Source organism: Bifidobacterium subtile, assembly GCF_000741775.1.
Lineage (GTDB): Bacteria > Actinomycetota > Actinomycetes > Actinomycetales > Bifidobacteriaceae > Bifidobacterium > Bifidobacterium subtile.
Map to the genome: position 1 here is coordinate 443986 of NZ_JGZR01000006.1, position 24543 is coordinate 468528.

Consider the following 24543-nt stretch of genomic DNA (forward strand, 5'->3'; position numbering starts at 1 on the left):
TCCGCTGATGGCGCCGAAGGCACTGAAGAAGCCGGCAGCGGCAGCGCCAATGAATCGCATGAACCGGGCGAGGACGACGAATCAGACGAGGACAACGAGGAAACCGACGAGAAAGGAGAGCGGTCATGAAGGCGCGTTCCATGAAACTGATGGCCGTGGCGCTTTCCTTCGCGATGTTCGTGGGCCTCGCCGGATGCGAGGGCCAAGTGCCAATCGTGCAGGCGTCTGCAAGCTCGAGCGCAACGCCGGATATGAGCACGGCGCAGGAGAAGAAGATACGTCTCGCGATTCTCCAGGCGATTGACGATGCGGATGCGGCGAAGAGCACCGACGGGCTGGATCAGCGTCTTTCTGGTCCTGAGCTCGACGTGCGCGCCAGCCAGATCACGGTCGCCAAGGCCACCGGCGGGCTCGATAAGTTCGCCACGATCCCCAAAGACATGACGCAGACGGTCATTCCGACCGATTCCGGTTGGCCGCGTCTGGTTTATACGATCACGACCACGACGGAGGATCAGCAATCCAAGCGGCTGCTGGTGCTCAAGCAGGACAGCGCCAGAAGCAACTACCGGCTGTGGGGCGTGGCCAGGCTGTTCCAAGGGGCCAAGCTGCCGAAGTTCGCGGTGCCCGACATCGGCGCCCAGGTCGGCAAGAGCGATGACAAGGGCCTTCTTGCGACTCCGCAGGATGCGGTCAGCCGCTATGCCGACCTGCTGCAAAACGGTTCGGGAAGCAGCCACGCCGGCGACTTCGCCGACGATTACTTCCGGCAGTCGTTGACCCAGCTGACGCAGACGGTGCAAGAGGGCATGCAGCGCAACAACGGCACGCAGCAGCAGACCTTCAGCGCGACTCCCGATCAGATCAGCGTCATGCGTTCCAGCGACGGCGGCGACCTCGTGGTCGCGCGCATCGACTCCGAATGGACCCGTCAGACCGGCCAGGGACGCGAATCCCTGCCGGCGAATGACGATGAAAAGGCGTTGTTCGGCGATGCCAAGGCCACCAGCACGCTCAAGGTGACCTATGTGAATGTCGTTGCTCTTTATGTTCCTCCGGCCAAGGCGCATCAGAAGATCACCGCGGTGGGCGCCGAACGTCAGCCGATCAAGGTCGAGGCGCTGTAGGCTCCTTTCGCAGGCATTATGCGCGCTCGTGCTGGTTTGCGCCGGCTCGCATGGTTGCGCTGTCAGAGGCAAGCGGAGGCGTCTGGCGCAGGCGCACGCTAGATTGGTGTGCAGTTGAGTTTGCTCCTATTCGCTACGCTGAAGGAGGCATGATGGCGGATCAACAGCAGTACAACCCGGGGATGTCGCTCGCAGGGGCGGTCGATCTCGAATCGTTGAAGCACCGGGTCGAGGCCGAGCCAGGGCAGGCGGGAGGTGCGCCCAAGGCGGGCGGCTACGTCGTCGATACGAGTGAAAACACTTTCCAGGCGATGGTGCAGACCTCATCGACATTCCCCATCGTGCTGCTGCTGTGGACGCCCACCGACAGTCGGATGTTCGAGCTGGCGCGGACTCTGGGCGAGACCGTGAACGCGATGAACGGGCAGATTCAGCTCTCCCGCATCGACATCGCGTCGAATCCCTCGATCGCGCAGGCGTTGCAGGTGCAGGGAGCTCCTGCGCTGTTCGGACTGATTTCGGGTCGCCCCATGCCGATTCTGCAAGGCTTGCCGCAAGGCGGCGAGCTCCAGCAAGTCTGCGATGAGATCATCCCGCAACTGGTGCAGCTGGCCCAGCAGTCCGGCGTGACCGGCACGGCGCCGTATGCCGATGCTCCCGGTGACGAAGGCGAGGAAGCGGGCGACGCGGACACCGAGGTGCCGCAGATTCCGCCCGAGCACGCCCAGGCGCACCTGCTTGCGCAAAATGGCGACTACGAGGGCGCCGCGGCTGCATATGCGAAGGTTCTGGAGGCGAATCCGCAGGACGAGGTGGCTGCGCGGGAACACGCGAAGGCATTGCTGCTGGCTCGTTCGGCGAGCAGCAATGTGCGGCAGGCGCGAGCGCAGGCTGCTGCGGCCCCTGATGACGTCGAAGCGCAGCTTGCCGTGGCTGATATCGATATGATCGGCGGGCAGATCGACGATGCCTTCGGGCGGCTGCTGGATTACCTTGCATCCGGGCATCGCGACCAGATTGAGCCAGTGCGTCAGCGTCTGCTTGAGTACTTTGCGATACCCGAATCCGGCGATCCGCGGCTTTCGCGTGCGCGTCGCCGGCTTGCGACACTGATGTACTGATGTTATTGATGCTGGTAGGTGTTGGGGCGCACGACGTGGCCTTATGACGGTGCGTATCCGTATGACGGGTTGCGCGTATCCGTATGACCGCTATCGCGACCCTAGCGTACAAAATTCAACGTTAATCGGGCCTTTTGCGTTGCCTTTTGTACGCTAGACAAGAGTTAGCGGTCATAAGGTGACGCTTATGGGCGTTACGGGCCAGGTTGTGCTGCATGTCATCTTCCTGAGTGCGCTGCGCCCATCGCCCGTTTTCAACCGTCACGTTTCTCGCACTAACCCGACCCTTGTGCGGGAGTTGCGACGGTTGCTTGGAGCTCGTTTGCCCTGATTGGTAGCGGCGGTCGCAGGCACTATGCGATGTATGAGTGTATGCGATGTCACTGCATGCGGTTCCTGCCGAAGAACTGCTCGAAGTGCGGTCCTTGCTCAACCAGTTCCTGCTCGAATTCGTCGTGCCATGAGCCGAAGGGCCGCGCGGCGAGTCCATCATTGGAGAATCGCGGCTGATCGGTGATTTCCGTAACGCAGAAATTCGGGATGACGAGGTTGGTGACGGGCCCGCTGCGTTCGGCCTCCGCCACGATAAGCGGCGCGTTGGCGCCCCCGAACACGTCGATGCTCCACCCGTCCTCGCCGATCCAAGCGGAGAAACGGTTCTTGATGATCGGCTCGCCGCCGCGTTTGACTAGTTCCGCGGCGATATGCGCGTCGATCTCGCGCTCTGCTTCGTAGCGCGTGCCGCCCACTGACGGCCCCTTCACCGTGACGTAGGCCTCGGAGAACTTGTCGCGGTAGGCGTCCAGCACGCCGATGGGGTCGGTGCTTGCGTCCATATCGATGCGAACCGTATGGCTGACCAGCCGCACGCGCAGCGCATAGTTGTCGGCGTGCACATAGTAGCTCTGCACGATCAGACCCGGCGCGTCGCCGTCGTCCAGTTCGGCGGGCATCTCGCGGCAGAAGAATCGCCGTTCATATTCGAAGTCGTTCAATGCGTTGTCCATAACCACTGTGCCCATAGCCATAGTGTAGCCATAAGCATGGTATGTCTGTGCTTGCAGTGCAGTGACCGCTGTACGGTGACCCCAATGCGTCCGCTGAGTTGCGCGCGTCCTGCCTTCCGGCGCGTAAAGTCGGGAGGGCGTGTAGAGTAGTGGGGTGCTGAGGGCTTGTAGCTCAGTGGATAGAGCGTTCGCCTCCGGAGCGAAAGGCCGTGGGTCCGAATCCCATCCAAGCCCACCCAGAACAGGCGGAATTCCGCCAGTCTAGGCCGCCAAGCGATTGGCGGCCTAGCCATTTTCGACGCAACGGCCGCAGACTTCACACAATTCCATAGCTGTTGCGTTTTCATGCCTGTTAGGAATGCCGATATACGCATTCAGGGATTTTCGTGCAGGCATCGTGTCGCAGACTGCTTTCAATGCGCACGGACGGCAGCGCCGGCCCTCGCCAGCGTAGCGGAATTCAGCCAGCGAGCTCGGCGGATACGGCGGCGCCTGCCAGCGAAGCGATGGCGAGCAGACAGCCTGCGGCGGTCTCGAACGTCTCGCATGCGTTCTCGGTGAGGCGTACGGCATCGAACCTGGACAGGCTGATGCCGTCGACTTGGGCGTCGCCATCGAGCAGGATAGCCAGCATGGTCCCGCCATGCGCCGCAAGCGTGCGGGCGTCGAGCGATGCGTTTGCTGCAATCGCAAGTGTGCGCAGGTCGGCGGCGGCGTGCGGTCGCCGCACCATGAGATTGAGATCGCGCGACCCAGAGCCGGATGCGCCGCCTGCAGCATCGTTATCGCCGGAGAAACGCACGACTTCGCCGCGCGCAGGGCGATATGACGCGCCGTTGATGGTGAGTTCGAATCCCGATCCGGCGACGGGCATGAGCCAGCGGTCGACGCCGGGAAGCGGCGAAAACGGCGTTGGTTCGCCGACATCAGCCATGCTCACCCGCCATGCGAAAGTGTCGAAGTCGGCACCTTCCGGCGCGATGTCGACAGTGTGTGTGACGCCAAGCCCGTTTTTCCAGCGCGACTGCGCGTAGTCGTCGTGATGCAGTACTGTCGTCGTCATGGTTAGGCTCCTATGCATTGCGGTTTGATAGCGGATCTGGCTATGGGTTTGGCTGCGGTGGCGTTGCCTGCGTCGCCGGCATTGCCACCAGCATGCCTTTGGCCGGAAATACGGGTACATGGTCTGTCCGGACATGGACAGTGCGACTATGACGAATCGAGCAAGCCGTCTCCGCGCTGCAAAGCCAATCATGGCAGCAGACAGGCCCGAGACGGCATAGTACAATATCACGGAACAGCGCAATGAAGCGCACGAAAGCCACGAGACCCAGCAAAAAAGGACGGCAGCATGGCCGATGAGCCGCAGCTCCCCACATTGGCGGCTGTCCGCGAAAAGCTTCAGCTCATCGATCACTAGCGACTAGCCGAAGTGGCCTCAATGCCCGACAACGCAGGAAATCCGATGCAGCGTGCCGCGACCTACCCGGCGAGGCTTACCCTTGCGGCAATGGCGTGCGCCGATGCCACGCTTGACTCGGCAAAGAGAGCAGGTGCCGCGCATGCGAAGGTGCTTGACCTCGCCTGCGGTCCTGCGATGATCAGCCGTATCGTGCTGGCGGCAGGCGCTGCAAGCGTTACAACTGTCGATGCCAATCCTGCGATGATCGAGGCCGCCGAGTCTCTTGGCCCGGTAGCTGGCCTGCGGCTTGATTGCATTGATGCCACGCAGCAGCTTCCCTATCCGGACTGCTCATTTGACATGGTCTGGATCGGCGATTTCTGGCAGCCGGCCATGCTGCCGGAAGTGCGGCGCGTGCTGCGCCCAGGAGGCCGGTTCGTGCTGCGGTGGACGACTGCGCTCGACTGGATTCCGGCTGCCGACCCCGTATTCGCCGAGCGAGTGACGGCGGCGGTTGAGACTGGCATGGCCCGTTGGTCGGCGCAGGGGGCCGATGGCGGCGACACATGGCCAAGCGGCACTCTTCCTGGGCTGACGTTGGCTGACAGTTGGGCCGACTCCGTCGAGTTCCATGCGCCACTGCCCGAAGCGGTGCAGGAATATGTGCTGCGGGATTTCGCGTGCTTCCACGGCGCATTCGCCCGGGCCACATTGGGCGACGACGATTGGGCGAAACTGTGCGATTTCATGGATTCCGCATCGCCGGAGTTCGCTTTGGCATCCGAGCATGCCCGCGCCGCATGGACCTTCGAATACCGCATGCACGTTCCAGTCGCTTGAGACGCTGCGGTAGGATACGGGCATGAGTTCCATAATCGAAACCGAGCGACTGGTGCTGCGCGCTTGGAAAACCGACGACCGGGCCGAGGCCGAGTCGGTGTTCCGTTACGCCAGTGACCCCGAAATCGGGCCGCGCTGCGGGTGGCCGCCGCATACGAGCGTCGAAGACAGTATGTCCGTCATCAACAATGTTCTTGCTGTCGATGGGAATTGGGTCATTACCATCAAGGATTGCGGCGAGCCGGTCGGCAGCATCGCGCTGAAGCCGGTCAGCCATTACACCGCCGATCCGATTGCTGCCGATGCGGGGCTCGCGGCGAAGCATGGCGGGGCGTTGCACAATGCGAAGGAACTGGGCTATTGGATCGGCCGGCCGTTCTGGGGCAAGGGCTACATGCCCGAGGCGCTTAACGCGGTGCTTGCATTCGCCTTCGGCACGCTGCATGCCGATGCCGTATGGGGCGGCCATTACGTGGCGAATCCGCAGTCCGGGCGTGTCATGGAGAAGTGCGGAATGACGGCCGTGTGCACGACGAAGCGCGATTACTTCCCGCTGATTGACGAATACCATGACGGCGTGGTGCGGCTGATAACCGCGACGCAGTGGTGTGCCGCGAAGTGATGTGCGGATAGTGTGCTATGCGCTGTGCAGGTGATGTGCTGTGCAGGGATGCGCAACTCGCAACCGGGCTTTTTCGCTAAGAACGAACCCGCGCGAGACTCTGCGCTCGGGTAAAATTGCAAGGGTTACAAGCAGTTACACCATCGAGAGAAAGCAGGTCTGATCATGTTGCATTGGATATGGGTGCTCATTGTGGGAGCCATCATCGGTGCCATCGCTGGAGCCATTACCGGCAAAGGCAAGTCGATGGGATGGATTGCAAATATCGTCGCCGGTCTCGTGGGTTCGTCCCTCGGCCAAGCGCTTCTGGGCTCTTGGGGTCCGCAGCCGGCTGGAATAGCGATTATCCCAGCCATCGTAGGCGCGGTGATCATCGTGCTGATCGTCTCGTTCATCGTGGGCAAAGTCAATAATTAGGCGGTTTTGACAGATGAATGCCGCTCGTTGAACGAACATGGTCGTCCGTTCGCCTTGTACAGCGTAGGCCCCCGTCCTCATGGATGGGGGCCTACGCTGTTTTTCAATGGGTTGTGATTGGTATCACCCGCCTGCTGCATGGTTTTCAAAGTCCTTCGCCGCATGCAGCGCATTCGCGCAATCGTATTTCCGCAGTAGCTCCCCCTGCATCGGCGAGAGGATTTCACATCTGCATCTCTCGCCTCCGCGCCCGGAGCTACTGGATGAATCCTTGCGTTTCCTCCGCGGCAAGCGCAGGGATTCGTCCAGTAAGTAAGCAAGACCTGTGATGACAGGATACTGGGACAAGTTCGTGCGTTATGCCCTGCTGAAACGCACGAATCCAGCCAGTAGCGTGAATCATTCATCTCATTCTGCATTGGACACATTGCTGCGTTTCTTCCTCCGAAACGCACGAATCCGCCCAGTATGCCTTCGGTGACATCGGGCGTCTATATTGGTCATTGTGCGCAGAACACGGTGCCCACCAGCTCATCCGGGCGTGTGGCACGTCATACGTTGAGGATTCATCGAAGGAAACGAGGGAACAGCACATGAGTGACGCCATCGAAGCAGTAGCGACCGCATCCGCACCAGCCGCCTTGGGGGCATACAGCCAAGCGGTGAAGGCCAATGGGTTCATATTCGTCTCGGGCCAGCTCGGCATCGACCCTGCCACGGGCGAACTGGCGGGCGCGAGCGCCGCCGAGCAGGCCACGCAGTCGTTGAAGAACATCGCAGCCATATTGAAGGAAGCCGGCTCGGATGTCAGCCGCGTCGTGCGCGCCACGATATATCTCGCCAACGTCGAGGACTTCTCAGATGTCGATAAGCAATACGCGCAGTGCTTCACCGGCGCGGTCAAACCCGCCCGCGTCGCCTTCGGCGGCAACTCGATTCCCAAGGGCGCGCTGGTCGAGATTGACGCCATCGCGATTGCGTGATTTTTGAGGGAGGCTGCTTAGGCGGTCTCGCTTGGCGTCGTCTGATGCCTAGGTTGCTCTGCGTTGCGGGGTGTATGAGAGCCGTACGGTTTGTTAGGAGTGCGGCCTTCGCGCCGCCGCAACGCGAAAGCCTGTGTTGGTGTGTGCAATCGATTGTTTAGGCTTTGCGGTTTCTTCGAGAATTTATTAAGCACATTTGGGTGGATTATGCTGTCCTGCGTGCAGTGGTGCACATCAGCCAGGACTCAAGAATGGCGGTATTCCGCCGAAATGATGTTAGTCGATTTCATCAGCTACTTTGCGAAGTGCTTAATAGCCGAAAAAAGTGCTTAATAACGCAGCTGCACGGCAGTTGGTTGTGGGTGGCCGCGTTCGCTGCGGTATTTCCTGATGGTTTTCATAAGGGATGCAAGTATCCATTTGGATTTCCTGTTTGGGTACGGCTATCGGGACGCAAAAGACCGTATTGCTGCGTCTATTCAGCACTTTTTTCGGCTATTAAGCACATGCGAAAGTAGCCACCGACTGTAGGCCTGCTTCGCTCCTCACGGGATCCTTGGAATTCCGCCAGTTTTCGGAATGCGGAAATGTTTGGTGAAACCGAGCGAAGGCAGCTTTGCGCTGCAATCTGCTTAATAGATGAAAACCGAGTGGCGGGCACAGCATTCACGCAGTGTGAACACACGCGCACTGTAGATATGCGTTCGTATGCTTGGGCTATGAATGGCATGCGGATGGTTGTTACTCAGGCTAGAGATGATGACTCGGGCCTGCTGCGCTGCATGGAGGAGATCGAAGTACTGGGGGAGGCCGCACAGCCTTCTGGGACGAAGCTGACGCACTCGGAGGCGTGCAGGGCCGGGACGCTGGGAAAGAAGATTGAGCCAGAGCCCGAGTTGAGATTGGCCGAACCAGGCGCGTGCGGTCAGAAGGCTCCTGAGATGGGGACCGTTGACTCGGCAAGGTCTGCAATGCCGTCAGCCGAGCAAGTAACAATGCCCAAGGTTGCGCCGGATTCATCGACTATATATACGTCTCACGGGGTACCGATGAATTCGTTGCCTCGAATCGTGGTGGATGCGGCGAATCTCCGGCAGCGGATTGATGGCTTCGGCGCGTCGATAACCGAGGCGACGGCTGATTTGTGGGCGCATGTGGTCGCAGAACCGGACCAGATGATTCGCGATCTGTTCGACCCGGTTGAGGGCATCGGGCTGTCGATGCTGCGCCAGCCGATTGGGCCCTCCGACCATGTGACTCGGCCATATTCATTCGTGCGCCGATGGCCTGACAGGCGCTTGCGCTCGCTGCAATTCGGACCGGAAGAGCAGCGGATTCTGCCGATGCTGCTTGCAGCGCAGGCCGCATCGTTGCAAGGCGCGGAACAAGGCGATGGGCGACCGCTGGATGCGCGGCTCGATACCAGTCGGACAGTGATGCGGGCAGCAGCGCAAGATATAACACGAAACGCACAGCGAGACGCAGCGCCGCAGCAGCGGCAAGGCCTGCGCACCATCGCCTCGCCGTGGAGCGCCCCGTGGTGGATGAAAACGAATCTCAGCGTTTTGGGGCAGAATCGCAAGTGGCCGCACCGCGTCGGACGCTTGCGCCGGTCGTATTACGACGCCTACGCCCGCTATCTGACGGCATTCGTGCGGCTGTACCGCGATTATGGCCTCGACGTATTCGGTCTCACGCCGGTCAATGAGCCGGATAATGCGCAGGCGATATGGCCTTCGATGGCGATGAGCCCTGAGGAGCAGGCTGCGTTCATCGCTGACCATCTGGCGCCTCGGCTGCACGCCGAGGGCTTGGACGAAGTCAATATCATGGGCTGGGATCACAACTATTCGACCGAGCGCTATCCTGACGGCGCGTTCGTCAAAAAGCTCTACGCACACGACGATGCATTGCGGGCCGTGGCCGGGTCGGCGTGGCATTATTACGGCGGGGCGTCATCCACGATGAGCCGGATTCACGAGCGTTGGCCGAGCAAAGGCATCTGGGTGACGGAGGCTTCGGGCGGCGACTGGGGGCCGCGCAATTGGGAGGCGGCTTTGCTGCGCATGAGCAGCAGGGTCATCGCGATGCTGCGCAACTGGGCGCAGTGCGTGGTGCTGTGGAATGTCGCGCTGGATACGAGCGGCGGCCCGGATTACTACTATCTGCGCCATGACCGCCAGCACTCGCACAACCGCGGGCTGCTGACCGTCGATCGCATGAATGGCTCGGTCACCAAGAACGCGGATTACTATGTGATCGGCCATTTCAGCCGCTTCGTGCCGATCGGCTCGCAGTGCGTAGGCAGTGCTGCTTCGCGCGATATGCCGCATGTGCAGCATGTGGCCTTTCTCACGCCGGACAATCGCCTGGTGCTTGTGGCAAATAACAGCGACGCAGCTCCGCGCCGCATCGCCGTGCAGGACGGCGATACACTGCGGCCGGTCGAACTGCCCCCGCGCTCGCTGAGCACGCTGGTGTGGGAGCGTTGAGATTTGGTGTGTGATTTGGTGTGTCTCATAGTGCGGCTCACACTTTTTGGGCATGCTTAAAAAAGTGTGAGTCAAACGAACATTCGCTGTCCGCTGTTACTCATTAGTAAACGTTGCTATTCCAGCATTTGTGCAGGTAAAAGTTAGCAGGTATTGTGCGCGATTGGCTCACACTTTTTCTTCGGGTGCGAAAAAGTGTGAGCCGAGAACCTGGGGAGGGCGCCGCTGTCGCCGTATTAGCTACACTGATAAGAATGAATCCCGAAGCATTGAGTGCATTGATCTGCGATATTGCCCATGAACTGGCCGGAGGCCCTGATACTGGCGCGTTGGATGACGCGATGATCCCGCCGGTCGAGAAGCTGGCCGTGATGCGGCCGAAGGACCGCGCCCACGGCGATTGGTCGTCGAATATCGCCATGCAGCTGGCCAAGAAGGCCGGCATGAAGCCGCGCGATCTCGCGCAGTTGTTCGCAGCCAAGCTGTCCGACGCCGAGGGCATCGCCTCGGTCGAAGTGGCAGGCCCCGGCTTCATCAATATCACTCTCGACTCCGCTTCTGCGGCGGCCGTGGTCGACACGGTTCTCGAACAGGGTGCGCAATACGGGCGCAACGATCATCTGGGCGGCAAGACGCTGAACCTCGAATTCGTTTCGGCCAATCCGACTGGGCCGATTCATATCGGCGGCGTGCGCTGGGCCGCCACCGGTGACTCTATGGCCCGAGTCCTGGAAGCGAACGGCGCGAAGGTCGTGCGCGAATACTATTTCAACGATCATGGCGAGCAGATCAACCGCTTCGCCAAGTCCCTGCTGGCCGCCGCGCATGGCGAAGAGACCCCCGCTGACGGCTACAAAGGCGCGTATATCAACGAAATCGCCGACAGGGTGATCGCCGAAGCCAAGACTGACGGCGTCGATATCCTGAAGCTGCCGCGCGTCGACGGCGGCGTGGACAAGGACGGCAACGCGCTTGGCGAGGGCGATTCCGAGCAGCGCGAAGAGTTCCGCAAGCGCGCCGTGCCGATGATGTTCGCCGAAATCCAGCAGTCGATGATTGATTTCCGCGTCAATTTCGACGTGTGGTTCCACGAGAACAGCGTGTACGAGGACGGCGAGGTGGACAAGGCATTCGCGGTCTTGCGCGAAAACGGTGACCTCTTCGAGAAGGACGGGGCGACCTGGTTCGCATCCACCAGGCATGGCGACGACAAGGACCGCGTGATCATCAAATCGGACGGCAATTACGCCTACTTCGCCGCCGATATCGCCTACTACTGGAACAAGCGGCACCGCGCCATGGATCCGGCCGACGTGGCGATCTACATGCTCGGCGCCGACCATCACGGCTATATCGGCCGCATGATGGCGATGTGCGCGGCGTTCGGCGACACGCCCGGCGAGAATATGCAGATTCTCATCGGCCAGCTGGTCAACGTGATGAAGGACGGCAAGGCCGTGCGCATGTCGAAGCGCGCCGGCAACGTCGTCACCATCGATGACCTGGTCGAGGCGGTCGGCGTGGACGCGGCGCGGTATTCGCTCGCGCGCACCGACTACAACACGAGCGTGGACATCGATCTGGACCTGCTCGCCTCGCACACCAACGAGAATCCGGTCTACTACGTGCAATACGCCCACGCGCGCTCCTGCAACGTCGAGCGCAACGCCGAGGCCGCCGGAATCAGCGCAGACAATGCGGATCTCAGCCTGTTGGACACCGAAGCGGACGGCGTGGTGCTGGCGGCGCTGGCGCAGTGGCCCTCCGTGCTCGCACAGGCGGGCGATTCGCGTGCGCCGCATCGCGTGGCGCATTACCTCGAAGATCTCGCATCCGCCTACCATAAGTGGTACAACCTCGAACGCGTTGTGCCGATGGCGCTGACCGACCCCGAAGAGCGCGGATCCGAAGAGACGCGCGAGACATTGCGCATCGCCAAGAACCCCGAACCGGCGCGTGCCGCGGCGCGGCTCAAGCTCAACGACGCCGTGCGCACCGTCATCGCGGCAGGACTGGATCTGCTCGGGGTCAGCGCCCCGCAGCAGATGTAGCCTGTGCGCGGACGGCGCAGCGACCCACGAGCTTGGAAACAGGCGATAATGAATACGGCGTGTACATGGCGGGCAGCCGTCATCGCATGCGGGAACCCGGCACGGATCGGCATGGTCCGGCATGAATCCGATCTATGTGCGCCAAGCAAAACACGATAGCCGCACAACCAAGTCATAACCGGCCAACATACAACACACAGCAAGCAAGGAGCAGCATATGGGCGTGACGCCGATTTGGCCCGAGGCCACGGAACTCAATGATTCCGGCGAGATGACCTTCCACGGCCGCACCGTCTCGTCCCTGCTGGACGAATTCGGTTCGCCGCTCTACATCATGGATACGGATGAGGTTGCCGCTCGTGCGCGGCGCTTCGTCGCTGCGGCAGCGAAAGCCTTCCGCAACACGACGACCCATGCGAGCTACGCCGGCAAGGCCTTCCTGTCCAAGGAAGTCGTGCGCATCGTGGCGCAGGCGGGCATGTTCGTTGACACATGCTCGCTGGGCGAGATGCGCATCGCTTTGGCCGCAGGGGTTCCGGGCCGGCGGCTGGTGCTGCACGGCAACAGCAAATCCGATGAGGAAATCGCGCTCGCCGTCGAGCAGGGTTTCGCTAAAATAGTCGTCGATGAGCCGGAGGAGCCTGCCCGCATCGCTGCCATCGCGCATAAGCTCGGCAAACGCGCCAAGGTCATGCTGCGCGTCACGGCGGGCATCCATGCAGGCGGGCACGAGTATATTTCCACCGCGCACGAGGACCAGAAGTTCGGCGTGGCGCTGCTGCCGGCCGGCACTCCGACCGCAGTGCTGGGCATTCTGGACGATATGATCGCCGCCATGCCAGCTGTGACCAATGCCCGCATCATGCCGAAACGGCAGGATGCAGCGGCGGATGGAATCGGGGTAACTGAGGCGGCAGTGGCCGGAGCTTCGGCAATCGCCGCGGCGAATCAGAACGGCGCGGCCGGGACGGCGGCACCGCAGCCGGTTGAAGGTCAGGAACGTCAGCATCAACAAGAACGCCGACTGCAGTACGATGTGCGCTACCCCTACGACCTGCACGGCAATGAGGTTTCGGCCACGGACCATGCGCTCGCCGATGCGATGCAGGCGGTGGCGGACGGCCCCGCCCATGCCGTGCTCGCGACGATCGCCGGGCTGAGCGAGGACCTCGAACTCGTCGGCATCCATTCGCATATCGGCTCGCAGATTCATGACGCCAGCGCCTTCATCGAGGCGGCCAAGCGCATGATGCTGCTGCGCAAGACCTTCTACGCCACCAACGCCTACACCCTGCCCGAAGTGGATCTGGGCGGCGGCTACTCCGTGGCCTACACCGACGCCGAGGACGCGATGGACATCGACGTCGAACTCGGCCGGTTGGCCGACGCTGTGACCGCAACCAACGATGCACTGGGCATGCCCGCGCCGGTCATCTCCTTCGAACCGGGGCGCTACATCGCGGCCCCGTCCGGGGTGACGCTCTATCGCGTCGGCGCGATCAAGCACATCGACCTGCCGCAGGGCACGACGGCGCAGGACGGCAAGGCGATCAGCGGCCGGACATACGTTTCGGTCGATGGCGGCATGAGCGACAACATCCGTCCGGCGCTGTACGACGCGGATTACACGGCGCGGCTGGCGAATCGCGCTGGCGCGGCAGAAACCATGCTCGCTCGCGTCGTCGGCACGCATTGCGAATCGGGCGACATTCTCGTGCACGAATGCCAGCTGCCGGCCGATATCACGCGCGGCGACATCCTCGCCATCCCGGTGACCGGCGCGTACGGCCGCACCATGGCCAGCAACTACAACCAGGCGCTGATTCCCGCAGTCGTGGCAGTGGGCGAATCCGGTGCGCATGTGATGATACGACGCCAGACCATCGACGACTTGCTGTCGTGGGATGTAAGTTGAGTTGGCTCGCATTTTTTGACTCGCTCTGAAAAAGTGTGAGTCGAGCGAACCAAACCGTCGCTCAGCATGCCGCAATTACGGGCATTGATGAGCGTTTGCCGGCATTGACTGGGCACATATGGCACGAAGGCCGATGGGAACCTTTAGAATAGTCGTGGTATGCATCGGCGTAAGGCGTCGCGTCCGCTCTACTGAGCAGTGACGGCGGCGATCTAAGGGACACCAAGGGTAACAATCCGGGAAGGACACTATGACACAGCACAACGAGGCCCCGATCCGCGTAGGACTACTTGGCGCTGGAACGGTCGGCTCGCAGACCGCACGGCTGCTGGTCGAGCAGCGCGACGAGCTTTCGGCCCGCACCGGCAGGCCTATCGAACTGGTTGGCGTGGCCTGCCTTGACCCAAGCAAAGTCGATGCTCCGTGGATCGACAAGGCGCTGCTCACGACCGACACGGCCGGACTGTGCCAACGCGCTGACATCGTCGTGGAGCTCATCGGCGGGCTGGAGCCTGCACGTACCTTCGTGCTCACGGCCATCGAAGCCGGGGCAAGCGTCGTGACGGCGAACAAGGCGCTGTTGGCGAAATTCGGCCCGGAACTCTATCAGGCTGCGGACGAGCGCGGCGTCGACATCTACTTCGAGGCGGCGGTAGGCGGCGCGATTCCGCTCGTGCGGCCTCTGCGTGAATCGCTGGTCGGCGACCGGGTGAGCAGCATGCTCGGCATCGTCAACGGCACCACGAACTACATCCTGGACGAGATGACCACCAAGGGGCTGGACTTCGAGGTAGCGCTTAATGACGCGCAGGCCAAGGGGTACGCCGAGGCCGACCCGACCGGAGACATCGAGGGCGAGGATGCGGCGAACAAGGCCGCGATCATGGCCACGCTCGCGTTCCACACCGCCACGAGCATTGACGATGTGACCGTCGAAGGCATCACCTCGATCACTGCCGACGACATCGCCGCCGCGACCGCCGAGCACAAGGTCGTCAAACTGCTGGCCGTCGTGGAGAACGGCGAGGCCGGGGTTTCGGCCCGCGTCTACCCTGCGCTGATCGACGAGAACCACCCGCTCGCCTCGGTGCATGGCAGCTTCAACGCGGTCTTCGTGCACGCCGAGGCAGCCGACGACCTGATGTTCTACGGCCGTGGGGCCGGTGGCGCGCCTACTGCTTCGGCTGTTGTGGGCGATATCGTCACCGAGGCGCGGCATATCGCGCAGGGCTGCACGGGGCCGTCCATCCCGCTCTACAAGGACCTGCCCAAGGCGCCGATCGACGCTTCGAAGGCGGCATTTGCCGTCCGTTTCCTGATTCGCGACAAGCCCGGCGTGCTCGCCGCCATCGCCACGGAGTTCGCCGATCGCGGCGTGTCGATCAACGGCGTGAACCAGGACCTGCAGCCCACGCGCCACGATCCGGGCTATTCGGGCGAATTGCAGCAGCTGCGCATCGTGACGCACCAGTGCGACGAGCTGACCCTGCGCGAAACGGTCAAAGCGGTGTGCAGCCTCGATTTCGTGACCGGCACGCCGTCGATTCTGCGGGTGCTTGATTGATGATGCGGCACTGATATGCGGCAAAGCTTGAGAGGAAGACCTTATCTATGAATCTCCTATTCCATCAGGTGCATGTGCGCGTTCCAGCGACCAGCGCCAATCTGGGGTCCGGCTTCGACACCGTCGGGCTGGCCCTCGACCATTACGATGAGCTCAAGTTCACGCTGAACGACAGCCCGGCTGATGGCGCTGCGGCTGATAACACCACTGATGACTCCGTGCGCGTGATCATCCACGGCGAGGGGGAGGACACGCTGCCGCGCGACGAAACCCATCTGGTGGTTTCCACCTTCCGCAAAGCCTGCCAGGTCTTCGGGCTGGGGCGACTCGGCTTCACGCTTGAGGCGCACAACCGCATTCCGCAGGCGCGCGGCATGGGCTCCTCCGCCGAGGCGATCGTCGCCGGCATCAGCGCGGCGGCGGCGTTCGCGCATGGCGAGCATTTCGACCGGCAGTCAGTGTTCGACATGGCCGCGTCCATCGAAGGCCACCCTGACAATGTCGCGCCGGCGGTGTTCGGCGGGCTGACGGTCTCATGGCGCTTCGATGCTGGGGAAGGCGTTGGCTCGGTGCCGATTCGTGACGGGGAGCCGTTGTCTGTCGGGTTCCATACCACGATGTATCCGGTTGACGATGCGATTCGCGCATGCGTATTCATTCCCGATTTCGAACAGTCCACCGAGCAGGCGCGGCAGGCTCTGCCCGCGAAGGTCCCTTACGCGGACGCGGCGTTCAACTTGTCGCGCATCGCGCTGCTGCCTGCGGCTATGGGTCCGCGCGGCGCTAGCTCGCATGACGCGGCGCCGGGCGAGGATGCTAACACGCTGCTGTTCGCCGCCACGCAGGACCGCTTGCACCAGCCTTATCGCAAGGGTCTCATGGCGCCGTCATGGGAGCTGATCGAAGCCTTGCGTGCGCAGGGCTTCGCTGCTGCGATCTCGGGTGCCGGCCCCTGCGTGCTCGTGCTGCATCGAGGCCCGGCTTCAGAGGCTATCGAGCGCATTGCGCAGCAGCAGTTGGCGTCGGGAATCTGGCGCGTGCTGCACCTGAGCGTCAACACCACCGGCGTCGAGGTCGAAGCCAAGTAACGCCATCGAGGAGGCCTGAAGTTGTCCATACCAGTCGTGCTCGCATCGCAGTCGCCGTCGCGCCGCGACGTGCTGTACACCGCAGGCGTGTGCCCGATCATCCGCGTCTCGCATGTGGACGAGCCGGCCGCTTTGGAACGCGCTGCTGCAGATTCCGGGATGACGGTGCAGGACTTGAGCATCGAGCAGCGCGTGATGATACTGGCGCAGGCCAAGGCGCAGGCTGTGTTCCGGGCCTATAGGGACGTGGCGGGCGCTGCCGACGAGGCGCACGGCGATCAGGTGACCGCTTATCCGCTGCAGGCTGTAGCGTCCTCGAACGGAACCAGTGCAGCCGACGACGGCGGCAACACTGGCGATGCCAACAACGGCAATGACACCGCGCCTGCGGAGCGTTCGACCTTCACCCGCGATTTCTCCGGCATCGAGGTGCCGATTGCGTCACAGCCGATTGCGCAGGTGCCGGCGAACCGTGACGGCATCGCCCATAGTGCGGTCGGGCCGCTTATCATCGGCTGCGATTCGATGTTCCTGTTCGACGGCGAATGCTACGGCAAACCGCATGACGCGGATGTGGCGCAGCAGCGGCTTCGCGCGATGCGTGGCTGCAACGGCGAATTGTGGACCGGGCACTGCGTCATCGATTTCGCCACTGGGCGTGTAGCGCGCGGCGCAAGCCACGCCACAGTGCGATTCGGCGACTATTCCGACCAGGAGATCGAGCGGTACATCGCCACCGGCGAGCCGCTGGAAGTCGCCGGCTCGTTCACCTTGGAGGGCTTCGGCTCCGCATTCATCGAGGGTATCGACGGCGACCCGCACGGTGTGATGGGCGTGAGCCTGCCGTTGCTGCGCCGCCTGACTGCGCAGCTCGGCATCGAGTGGACTGACTTGTGGAACGTCAGCCGCGGTGTGCCTGCGGGCACGAGCAAAAAAGAGGCGACGCAGCCCGTCCCGCCCAAGGAGACCGTGCATCAGCCGGGCGACGGCTGGGTGAGCTGCGCCTGCGGGCGTCGTCACTGGGGCACGAACGGGGCCGCCGGCGTGCTGCTGGCGCGTCGCGACCCGCAGACTGGTGCCGTGAGCGACATCGTGATGCAGCACCGCGCCGTGTGGAGTGCCGAGGGCGGCACCTGGGGCATTCCGGGCGGTGCCATAGCCGACGGCGAAAGCCCGATCGAGGGGGCGCTGCGCGAAAGCTTCGAGGAGGCCAACATCACGTCGCAGGACATCGAAGTGGTTGGCTCCTACCGCGAGGAGCACGGCCCGTGGGCCTACACCACCGTGTTCGCCTTCGAAAAGCCCGGTCGCCGTGTCATGCCCTGCGCCAACGACGATGAAAGCCTCGAAATCGAATGGGTGCCCTTCGACCGGGTCCCCGAGCGTCGCCTCCTGACCGCTCTGCGCACCGACTGGCCCAACTTCGCGGCGCGGTTGCAGCAGCTCGCTGCGTCGTATGGCGAGTCGCATGCTGCACCGGGCAACGCCGCTGCCGAACAGTCTGCATAGCTGAAACGTTTGCGGTGCGCCGTTGTCGCGTTGGCGGCTAGCGGCGCACTGCCTTCCTGCACCTGCACGGGATACACGGGGCATGGCACCGAGTCGCTGCAACCGTGGCACCGTTGTGGCAGTTACTTGTTGCTTCCAGCTGCACAGCCGGCTTTGATCGGTTTGCGACGCCCCGTTGCGTATCATTTCATCCGCTAACTCGACGCTGCCGTACATAATGCAACGAAATCGAGCCTCACAACGTTGCATTCCATACGGCAGACTCGAATTAGCGTATACAAAGCTACGCATCCACGCCGGCTAGTAGCTCACAACCCGGGCTGCAGTCTTCCCACGCGCCGTACGCGATTTCACGCTGGATGAGCAGCATGAGCCCGAAATAAGCCTCAAGCGATGTGCCCGCCAGCCCGGGCGTATGCACGAAGGCGTCCAGCGAGAAATGCACGGCGATGGACATCATCCAGAGCAGCGCCGTCCATACGCTGCCTTTGCGGTACGCGATGCCCTTGTCGACCCAGATGCGCAAGGTGTACGCTCTGGCGCATGCGAATCCCGCGCCGATCAGCATGGCGGCCGCTATCACGAGCAGGTCGGTGTTGAACGCCCCAACATGGCTGCCTGACCCATGACGACCTGTCGCCCCCGCGATTTGCACCACGCCGAGCGCAAGCAGGATCCACGGCAACATCGAACGGCCCCTCACTGGCCGGGTATGCAGCTGCCGGTAGAGAATATACGCGAATACGGCAAGTCCGATGACAAGATTCTGGGCAAGTGTAGGCATAGCGAATCATAGTAACGGCTTGCCATATCGTCGTTGTGGCATGGCTGCGATTGAGCGTGCGCGAATGGTGGCAAAACGCTGCCGCATAGTCCTTGAGAATGAGGCGTGAGCGGTGAGCTGCACCGGAATCATCCCGTTGCCCGATGACGACGGAGGCGTTGCGTACGTAGGCTCAAAGGCATGAACACAATACTGAACACAATGACACGAAACGCAGCGCTGCTGATTTCAGGGACGCGGATTGTGACGGCGCGGAACTTGGCGGCGCGCAATACGACGCGGCGCGGCAATGCGATGCTGCCAGCCCGGCAGACTTCGGCCTCGGGCGCATTGACAATGGCACACTATGGCACGACGCAGCCGGGCCGCATCGTCCTTGAGGCGAATGACCTCGTGATGGATTATTCCGCCGACATCGCCCGGGCGCGGTCGGAGCATGGCGCAACCGGCGTGGCGGCGGTTCCCGGATCTCCTTATGCGGGCGCTCCGCAAACAGGTACCCCGTACAGCAGCGTCCCCGGCAACAGCGTCACATACAACAGCGCTCCCAACGCGCTGCCCGCCGTGCCGCACGCCTTGGCGCTCAATCATGTGAGTTTCGCGCTCGCCGCGGGGGAGAGCGTCGCGGTGATGGGGCCTTCCGGCTCGGGTAAGACGACGCTGCTGCATGCGCTCGCCGGCATCGTCCGGCCGACCGGCGGCACGGTGCGCTTCCAGGGCAACGACTTGACCGCGATGAAGGACGCCGAGCGCACCAAGCTGCGGCGCGGCGCGTTCGGCTTCGTGTTCCAGTCGGGTCAGCTGCTTCCCGAGCTACCGGCTGTGGAGAATATCGCCTTGCCGCTGATGCTGGGCGGCATGGCGTACGAGCAGGCCACAGATCGCGCGATGCTGTGGCTCGAACGCCTCGGTCTGCGCCATCTCGCCGCGCAGCGCCCGGGCGAGATGAGCGGCGGGCAGATGCAGCGCATCGCCATCGCTCGTGCGCTGTGCATCGAGCCGGCCGTAGTCTTCGCCGACGAGCCGACCGGAGCGCTTGACCAGACCACGGGACGCGAGGTGATGGGCATCCTCATGCAGGCCGCGCATGATTGCGGTGCCGCAGTCATCGTCGTCACGCATGATGTCAACGTCGCCGGATTCTGCTCGCGCATGGTCACGATGAGCGACGGCCGGCTTTCGCAGGCGGAACCGCACCGTGAGAAGCGCGGCCAGCGAACTGCTACGCAAGCTATGCAACAGCCAGCATCCGCAGCGAGTCAGCCATCTCCCGTACCGTCGAACAATGCTGCGCCCGCCGTGGCGCAGCAGCGGCCCATGCCTGCGCGTCAAGCTGCATCTGCTACTGCAAACGGTCAACTCCCTGCTGGTCGGCAGATGATGTCACAGACGCTAGCAGCCGGGTTCATGACGATGCAGCAAGCGGCTTTCTCGCCATTGGGCGCGGCGGCATCGACGCCGGCATTCACAGCGTCGGCGCTGTCGTCATCGCCAATCGCAGCAGCAACCGGAAGAGAGATATGGCGATGAATATCTTCGGATTATGGCGGCTGTTTCACCGGCCAAACCTGCGCTCGCAGCGGCATACCTCGATGCTGGCCATTATCGCATTCGCCTCGGCGAGCGCGATTTTTCTCACCGTGCTTGGCGGCGTGCACGCTTTCATCTGGCGGGCTTCATCCGACCACACGCTTGCTTGCCTGATCAATGAACACGCCTGCGTGGCAATCAGCGCGCCGGGAGGCGCATCGGCCGCGACCCAGCAGGACCCCTTGGCCGGAGCCTATGTGGTGCTCGCGGTCTTCGCCTGCCTGCTCCTCGTGGTCCCCTTCACCGCGCTCGCTGCTTCGGCCGCGCGACTGGCCGCGTCCCGCCGCGACGCGCGGCTTGCCGCCTTGCGGCTGGTCGGTGCTACGGTGCCGCAGGTCTCAGGGCTGACGGCTCTGGACGCCGCCGGCCAAGCTCTGTCTGGCGCGCTGCTCGGCATCGGCGGGTACTTGGCGCTGATGCCGCTGGTGATGCTGGTACCCTTCCAGAATCAGCGTTTCACCTTCGCACAGCTCTGGGTCGGTCCGTGGGCGCTGCTGGCGGTATGCCTCGGCGTGACGATTATGGCTTTGGTTTCGGCGCTGGCGGCGCTGCGCCGGGTGGCGATCACGCCGCTTGGGGTGACCAGCCGTGCGTCGCAGCCCCTGCCGGCCGCATGGCGCGTCGCGGTGTTCGCCGGTGCGATAGCGCTGGCGATCGGCGCATTCCGCACGCCGCAACTGGCCGCGCATATGGGTCAGAGCGCGATGATTGCCATCGTCATCGGATTCATCATGCTGTGCTTCTTCCTGGTCAATCTCGTGGGCACGTGGGCTATCGCCGTTCGCGTCAAGAGCCGGCTGCGCAGGCCGCGCAACGCCGCGACGATGATCGCGATGCGCCGCATTCTCGACAATCCTAAACGCGCGTGGCGCAACGTGTCGGGCATCGCGCTGGCCGTGTTCATCGCCGGCATCACCTCGGTGTGCGCGATGTTCTCGCAGGCCGCCGATACAAGTGCCGGGCACGATGATTCCAGCATGATCCTGATACGCGATATCGGCACCGGAGGGCTGCTGACGCTTGTCTTTGCAGCGATTCTGGCCGCAGTGAGCTGCGGGGTGATGCAGGCCGGCAACGTCTACGAGCAGGCGGAGGAATACCGCATGCTCGCGCTCGAAGGCACGGATACGCGCACGCTCAGCCTGGCGCGCTTCGCCGAGGTGCTTACCCCGCTCAATGTCGTGGTGGTTATCGCCGGCGGCTGTTCGATGGCGCTGATGCTGCCGCTGATGGCCGGAGCCATGACGAACGCGGCGACGCTGCTGGCTTTCTTCGGCGGCATCGCGCTGTGCTACGCGCTCGTGTCCATTGGGGCATTCGCCTCGAATCGCGTGGCCGCGAAGCTCGATCTGCTCGATTATCGCGCGGATGACTGAGCGAAGTTGGCGATGGACACGAGGTCTAGCGAAGACTCGCCATTAGGTTTGCAATCGTTTACTTCGGCCACTTAGCGGGCGCTCGGCTTCGCCTACGGAGAGCACACAGTGCTGTTCGCTTTATGGTTTGCAACATGCTAGCGGGGTTTGGGGTCGTCCTTTACCGACTCGTTACCTTCGCGGCCTTGGCGGCCGCTCGGCTTCGCCTACGAACAGCACACAGTGCTGTTCGCTTAACGGCTCAGCTCAATATCGCCGCAACTACGGTGATGATGACGGGGCTGGTGAGGGTGGAGATGAGAATCCCGTCGCGGGCGAAGCTCAGGCCCACGTTGTAGCGTGCCGCGTAGTTGTACACGTTCTGCCCGGTCGGCAGCGCGGCGAGCACTACGCAGGCGTAGAGCGTCGCATCGCGGAAGCCCATGACGAAATAGGCGAGCAGGAAGGCGACGACCGGCATGACGAGGTTCTTCAGCACGACGACGGCGACGGTCGCGTCGCGGTTGCGCTTGTTCTGCATCGGCTGGCTGCCGTACAGCGACATGCCGAAGGCCATGAGAATCATCGGGACCGCCGATGCGCCGATCATGTCGATGGGGTCGAAGAGGAACTTCGGTATCACGAACCATCCGGCGCGGTCGCTGATGGCCGAGACCACGATGCCGCCCAACGAGCCGAGCAGCAGCGGCTGGTGCAGCGGTTGGCTCGCAATCTCCTTGGCCGACACCTTGCCCTTGGTCGTGACATCGAGCACCGTAAGCCCGATCGGCGTGAACACCGCCTGCTGCATGACCAGAATCGGGGCCACCAGCGCCGGATTGCCGAGAATATACGTGGCGATCGGCAGACCGATATTGTTGGAATTGAGATAGAGCGAGTTGAGCGCGCCGATGGTCGACTCCGCGGCATTCAAATGGAAGAATATCCTATTGAGAACAAGGAACGCGACGCCGACCGCCATCGCGCTGCAGAACGCGACGATGATCGAAGGGTGAAAAATCTCCGGCAGCGGCTCCTTCGAGAGAATCGCGAACATCAGGCACGGGCTTGAAATGAAGAAGCTGAAGCGGTTGAGCACCATCTGCGCGCTCGGGCCGCCAATCTGCATTCGTGCGGCAACGTACCCGACGAAAATCACGATGCCGATGACGCAGAACCCCTGCATGGCGCTGAGCAAACCCATGGCGCTTCCCTTCCCTACCTATGGCTTCCAGTGTGCCATGCCGCGCCGTCATCGACACGTCATAGTCCAGGTCGTGGGCACGTATTTGGACGCAGACTCCTGGGTACGGCGGCCTGATACCATGGCAGACATGGCGAACGTGCAGCAGATGATAGACCCTGTAGACCCTGACGAGACTGCGGAGGCATCGCTGAGCCGCATCTTCGAGCAGATGATGGGCATGTATTCGGTCAGCGATGACGAAGGGCCGCTGGCCGACGCGGTCGAGGCGTTCCTGAGCTCGCTGGGGCATGTGAAGGTCCGTCGCCATGGCGACACGATTATCGCCGACGACATCGCCGGACGCGGCCAGCATGTGGTGCTTGCCGGTCATCTCGACACCGTGCCGGTGGCGGACAATTTCCCGCCGCGTTGGCTTGAGCCGGGCGACCCGCTCATCCGCGAGGATGTGGCCGCAGAGCATCCCGACGAACGGGTGATGTGGGGGCGCGGGGCCACGGATATGAAGGCCTCGGACGCGGTGCTGCTGTACTTGGCGGCCACGTTGCGCAACCCGAATTACGATCTGACCTACATTCTCTACGATCATGAAGAAGTCTCGGCGGATAAAAACGGCTTGCGACGTCTTATCGAGGCGCATCCCGATTGGGTGGGCGGCGATTTCGCCATCATCGCGGAGCCGACCAGCTGCGGCATCGAGGGCGGGTGCAACGGCACGATTCGCTTCGACGTCATCGCGCATGGCGTCGCCGCGCATTCGGCCCGTGCGTGGATGGGTGACAATGCGATCCATAAGGCTGCCGAGATACTGGACCGGCTTCAGGCTTACGAGGCGCAGGATGTAGCCGTAGACGGGCTGACCTACCGGGAGGGCGTGAACGCGACCCTGATCTCGGGAGGCACCGGCACGAATGTCATCCCCGACGAATGCCGTGTGCACGTGAATTACCGTTTCGCGCCGGACAAAACGCTTGAGCGGGCCAAGGCGCTCATGATGGGCGAGGAGTGCGCCGCGCAGCTGGGCAATGGCGAGCACGAGGCCACCGGCGGCATGTTCGCAGGTTTCGGCATCGAGATGCGCGACGAGTCGCCCAGCGCCCGGCCCGGCATGGACTCGCCGCTGACCACGTCGCTGGCGGCTCTGGTCAAGGAGCGCACCGGCCGCGATCCGCAGGCCAAGTTCGGCTGGACGGATGTGGCCCGGTTCGCTCAGCTGGGCATCCCGGCCGTGAACCTCGGCGCGGGAAGCGCCCTGCTGGCCCACAAGCGCGACGAGCAGGTGGCCGTCAGCGACCTGACCTTGCTGGCCGACATTCTCCAAGAATGGCTAAGTTCCTGAGTCGCTAAGCTGTGAGCTGCTGAGCTGCTGAGCCGTTAAGCGGAGAGCCCGGTGGGCTCTCCGTAGGCGAAGCCGAGCGACCGCCAAGGTCGCGAAGGTAACGAGTCGGTAAAAGACGACCCCGAACCCCGCT

Annotated in this window: 18 protein-coding genes, 1 tRNA gene and 1 pseudogene; 16 read left to right on the forward strand and 4 right to left on the reverse strand. The window is 62.7% G+C overall.

Going from position 1 to position 24543, the window contains the following annotated elements:
- Positions 1–125 precede the first annotated feature (125 nt).
- Together BISU_RS06275 and BISU_RS06280 are read left to right on the forward strand one after the other, a co-directional pair.
- Positions 126–1127, forward strand: coding sequence for a hypothetical protein (locus BISU_RS06275; RefSeq protein ID WP_024463174.1), 1002 nt, complete (start codon positions 126–128; stop codon positions 1125–1127).
- A gap of 152 nt (positions 1128–1279) precedes the next feature.
- Positions 1280–2248, forward strand: coding sequence for a tetratricopeptide repeat protein (locus BISU_RS06280; protein WP_024463175.1), 969 nt, complete (start codon positions 1280–1282; stop codon positions 2246–2248).
- Positions 2249–2628: 380 nt separating this feature from the next.
- Here the strand turns inward: BISU_RS06280 and BISU_RS06285 are convergent, their stop codons facing one another.
- A complete protein-coding gene (locus BISU_RS06285; RefSeq protein ID WP_024463176.1) occupies positions 2629–3255 on the reverse strand; it encodes a CYTH domain-containing protein in 627 nt (208 codons plus the stop codon).
- 161 nt (positions 3256–3416) lie between these two features.
- Between BISU_RS06285 and BISU_RS06290 the strand changes: the two genes are divergently transcribed.
- A tRNA-Arg gene (locus BISU_RS06290) sits at positions 3417–3490 on the forward strand.
- Between the two features lie 225 nt (positions 3491–3715).
- Here BISU_RS06290 and BISU_RS12055 read toward each other — a convergent pair.
- Positions 3716–4318 (reverse strand): HutD/Ves family protein, encoded by a 603-nt coding sequence (locus tag BISU_RS12055; RefSeq protein WP_024463177.1) that lies wholly within the window; start codon positions 4316–4318, stop codon positions 3716–3718.
- Positions 4319–4696: 378 nt separating this feature from the next.
- Here BISU_RS12055 and BISU_RS11630 point away from each other — a divergent pair, with 378 nt between their 5' ends.
- The 10 genes from BISU_RS11630 to BISU_RS06345 all read left to right on the forward strand — a co-directional run bounded on the left by BISU_RS11630 (position 4697) and on the right by BISU_RS06345 (position 18138).
- Complete coding sequence (locus BISU_RS11630; protein WP_081672643.1) at positions 4697–5497, forward strand: class I SAM-dependent methyltransferase; 801 nt, start codon at positions 4697–4699, stop codon at positions 5495–5497.
- Between the two features lie 22 nt (positions 5498–5519).
- Positions 5520–6119 carry a GNAT family N-acetyltransferase gene (locus tag BISU_RS06305; RefSeq protein WP_024463179.1) on the forward strand — a complete coding sequence of 200 codons (600 nt, stop codon included), beginning with the start codon at positions 5520–5522 and terminating at the stop codon, positions 6117–6119.
- Positions 6120–6284: 165 nt separating this feature from the next.
- Positions 6285–6536: a GlsB/YeaQ/YmgE family stress response membrane protein gene (locus BISU_RS06310; protein WP_152599068.1), complete on the forward strand. Its 252-nt coding sequence runs from the start codon at positions 6285–6287 to the stop codon at positions 6534–6536.
- Between the two features lie 593 nt (positions 6537–7129).
- Positions 7130–7519 carry a Rid family detoxifying hydrolase gene (locus BISU_RS06315; protein WP_024463181.1) on the forward strand — a complete coding sequence of 130 codons (390 nt, stop codon included), beginning with the start codon at positions 7130–7132 and terminating at the stop codon, positions 7517–7519.
- Positions 7520–8568: 1049 nt separating this feature from the next.
- Positions 8569–10011 (forward strand): glycoside hydrolase family 30 protein, encoded by a 1443-nt coding sequence (locus BISU_RS06320; protein WP_024463182.1) that lies wholly within the window; start codon positions 8569–8571, stop codon positions 10009–10011.
- A 254-nt stretch (positions 10012–10265) separates the two neighbouring features.
- Complete coding sequence (gene argS / locus BISU_RS06325) at positions 10266–12062, forward strand: arginine--tRNA ligase (protein ID WP_024463183.1); 1797 nt, start codon at positions 10266–10268, stop codon at positions 12060–12062.
- Positions 12063–12279: 217 nt separating this feature from the next.
- Complete coding sequence (locus BISU_RS06330) at positions 12280–13977, forward strand: diaminopimelate decarboxylase family protein (RefSeq protein WP_024463184.1); 1698 nt, start codon at positions 12280–12282, stop codon at positions 13975–13977.
- A gap of 250 nt (positions 13978–14227) precedes the next feature.
- Positions 14228–15541, forward strand: coding sequence for a homoserine dehydrogenase (locus BISU_RS06335; protein ID WP_024463185.1), 1314 nt, complete (start codon positions 14228–14230; stop codon positions 15539–15541).
- 47 nt (positions 15542–15588) lie between these two features.
- Positions 15589–16629: a homoserine kinase gene (gene thrB / locus BISU_RS06340; protein ID WP_024463186.1), complete on the forward strand. Its 1041-nt coding sequence runs from the start codon at positions 15589–15591 to the stop codon at positions 16627–16629.
- A gap of 21 nt (positions 16630–16650) precedes the next feature.
- A complete protein-coding gene (locus tag BISU_RS06345; RefSeq protein ID WP_024463187.1) occupies positions 16651–18138 on the forward strand; it encodes a Maf family protein in 1488 nt (495 codons plus the stop codon).
- Between the two features lie 283 nt (positions 18139–18421).
- On the opposite strand, the gene BISU_RS06350 is transcribed toward BISU_RS06345, so the two are convergent.
- A complete protein-coding gene (locus tag BISU_RS06350; protein ID WP_024463188.1) occupies positions 18422–18922 on the reverse strand; it encodes a hypothetical protein in 501 nt (166 codons plus the stop codon).
- A gap of 294 nt (positions 18923–19216) precedes the next feature.
- On the opposite strand from BISU_RS06350, the pseudogene BISU_RS06355 reads away from it, so the two are divergent.
- Positions 19217–20111 (forward strand): annotated as a pseudogene (locus tag BISU_RS06355) (ABC transporter ATP-binding protein); the annotation flags it as partial.
- A 337-nt stretch (positions 20112–20448) separates the two neighbouring features.
- Positions 20449–21888 carry an ABC transporter permease family protein gene (locus BISU_RS06360; RefSeq protein WP_024463190.1) on the forward strand — a complete coding sequence of 480 codons (1440 nt, stop codon included), beginning with the start codon at positions 20449–20451 and terminating at the stop codon, positions 21886–21888.
- Positions 21889–22129: 241 nt separating this feature from the next.
- On the opposite strand, the gene BISU_RS06365 is transcribed toward BISU_RS06360, so the two are convergent.
- Entirely contained in the window at positions 22130–23071 is a 942-nt protein-coding gene (locus BISU_RS06365; RefSeq protein WP_024463191.1) for an AEC family transporter, read from the reverse strand.
- A gap of 148 nt (positions 23072–23219) precedes the next feature.
- On the opposite strand from BISU_RS06365, the gene dapE reads away from it, so the two are divergent.
- Positions 23220–24410: a succinyl-diaminopimelate desuccinylase gene (gene dapE, locus BISU_RS06370; protein WP_033502671.1), complete on the forward strand. Its 1191-nt coding sequence runs from the start codon at positions 23220–23222 to the stop codon at positions 24408–24410.
- Positions 24411–24543: the final 133 nt, after the last annotated feature.

Excerpts from the sequence above, each read along its gene's own strand:
- BISU_RS06275 (WP_024463174.1), top strand. The coding sequence starts at position 126 with ATGAAGGCGCGTTCCATGAAACTGATGGCCGTGGCGCTTTCCTTCGCG.
- BISU_RS06280 (WP_024463175.1), top strand. The coding sequence starts at position 1,280 with ATGGCGGATCAACAGCAGTACAACCCGGGGATGTCGCTCGCAGGGGCG.
- BISU_RS06285 (WP_024463176.1), bottom strand. The coding sequence starts at position 3,255 with ATGGACAACGCATTGAACGACTTCGAATATGAACGGCGATTCTTCTGC.
- BISU_RS12055 (WP_024463177.1), bottom strand. The coding sequence starts at position 4,318 with ATGACGACGACAGTACTGCATCACGACGACTACGCGCAGTCGCGCTGG.
- BISU_RS11630 (WP_081672643.1), top strand. The coding sequence starts at position 4,697 with ATGCCCGACAACGCAGGAAATCCGATGCAGCGTGCCGCGACCTACCCG.
- BISU_RS06305 (WP_024463179.1), top strand. The coding sequence starts at position 5,520 with ATGAGTTCCATAATCGAAACCGAGCGACTGGTGCTGCGCGCTTGGAAA.
- BISU_RS06310 (WP_152599068.1), top strand. The coding sequence starts at position 6,285 with ATGTTGCATTGGATATGGGTGCTCATTGTGGGAGCCATCATCGGTGCC.
- BISU_RS06315 (WP_024463181.1), top strand. The coding sequence starts at position 7,130 with ATGAGTGACGCCATCGAAGCAGTAGCGACCGCATCCGCACCAGCCGCC.
- BISU_RS06320 (WP_024463182.1), top strand. The coding sequence starts at position 8,569 with ATGAATTCGTTGCCTCGAATCGTGGTGGATGCGGCGAATCTCCGGCAG.
- argS (WP_024463183.1), top strand. The coding sequence starts at position 10,266 with ATGAATCCCGAAGCATTGAGTGCATTGATCTGCGATATTGCCCATGAA.
- BISU_RS06330 (WP_024463184.1), top strand. The coding sequence starts at position 12,280 with ATGGGCGTGACGCCGATTTGGCCCGAGGCCACGGAACTCAATGATTCC.
- BISU_RS06335 (WP_024463185.1), top strand. The coding sequence starts at position 14,228 with ATGACACAGCACAACGAGGCCCCGATCCGCGTAGGACTACTTGGCGCT.
- thrB (WP_024463186.1), top strand. The coding sequence starts at position 15,589 with ATGAATCTCCTATTCCATCAGGTGCATGTGCGCGTTCCAGCGACCAGC.
- BISU_RS06350 (WP_024463188.1), bottom strand. The coding sequence starts at position 18,922 with ATGCCTACACTTGCCCAGAATCTTGTCATCGGACTTGCCGTATTCGCG.
- BISU_RS06360 (WP_024463190.1), top strand. The coding sequence starts at position 20,449 with ATGAATATCTTCGGATTATGGCGGCTGTTTCACCGGCCAAACCTGCGC.
- BISU_RS06365 (WP_024463191.1), bottom strand. The coding sequence starts at position 23,071 with ATGGGTTTGCTCAGCGCCATGCAGGGGTTCTGCGTCATCGGCATCGTG.
- dapE (WP_033502671.1), top strand. The coding sequence starts at position 23,220 with ATGATAGACCCTGTAGACCCTGACGAGACTGCGGAGGCATCGCTGAGC.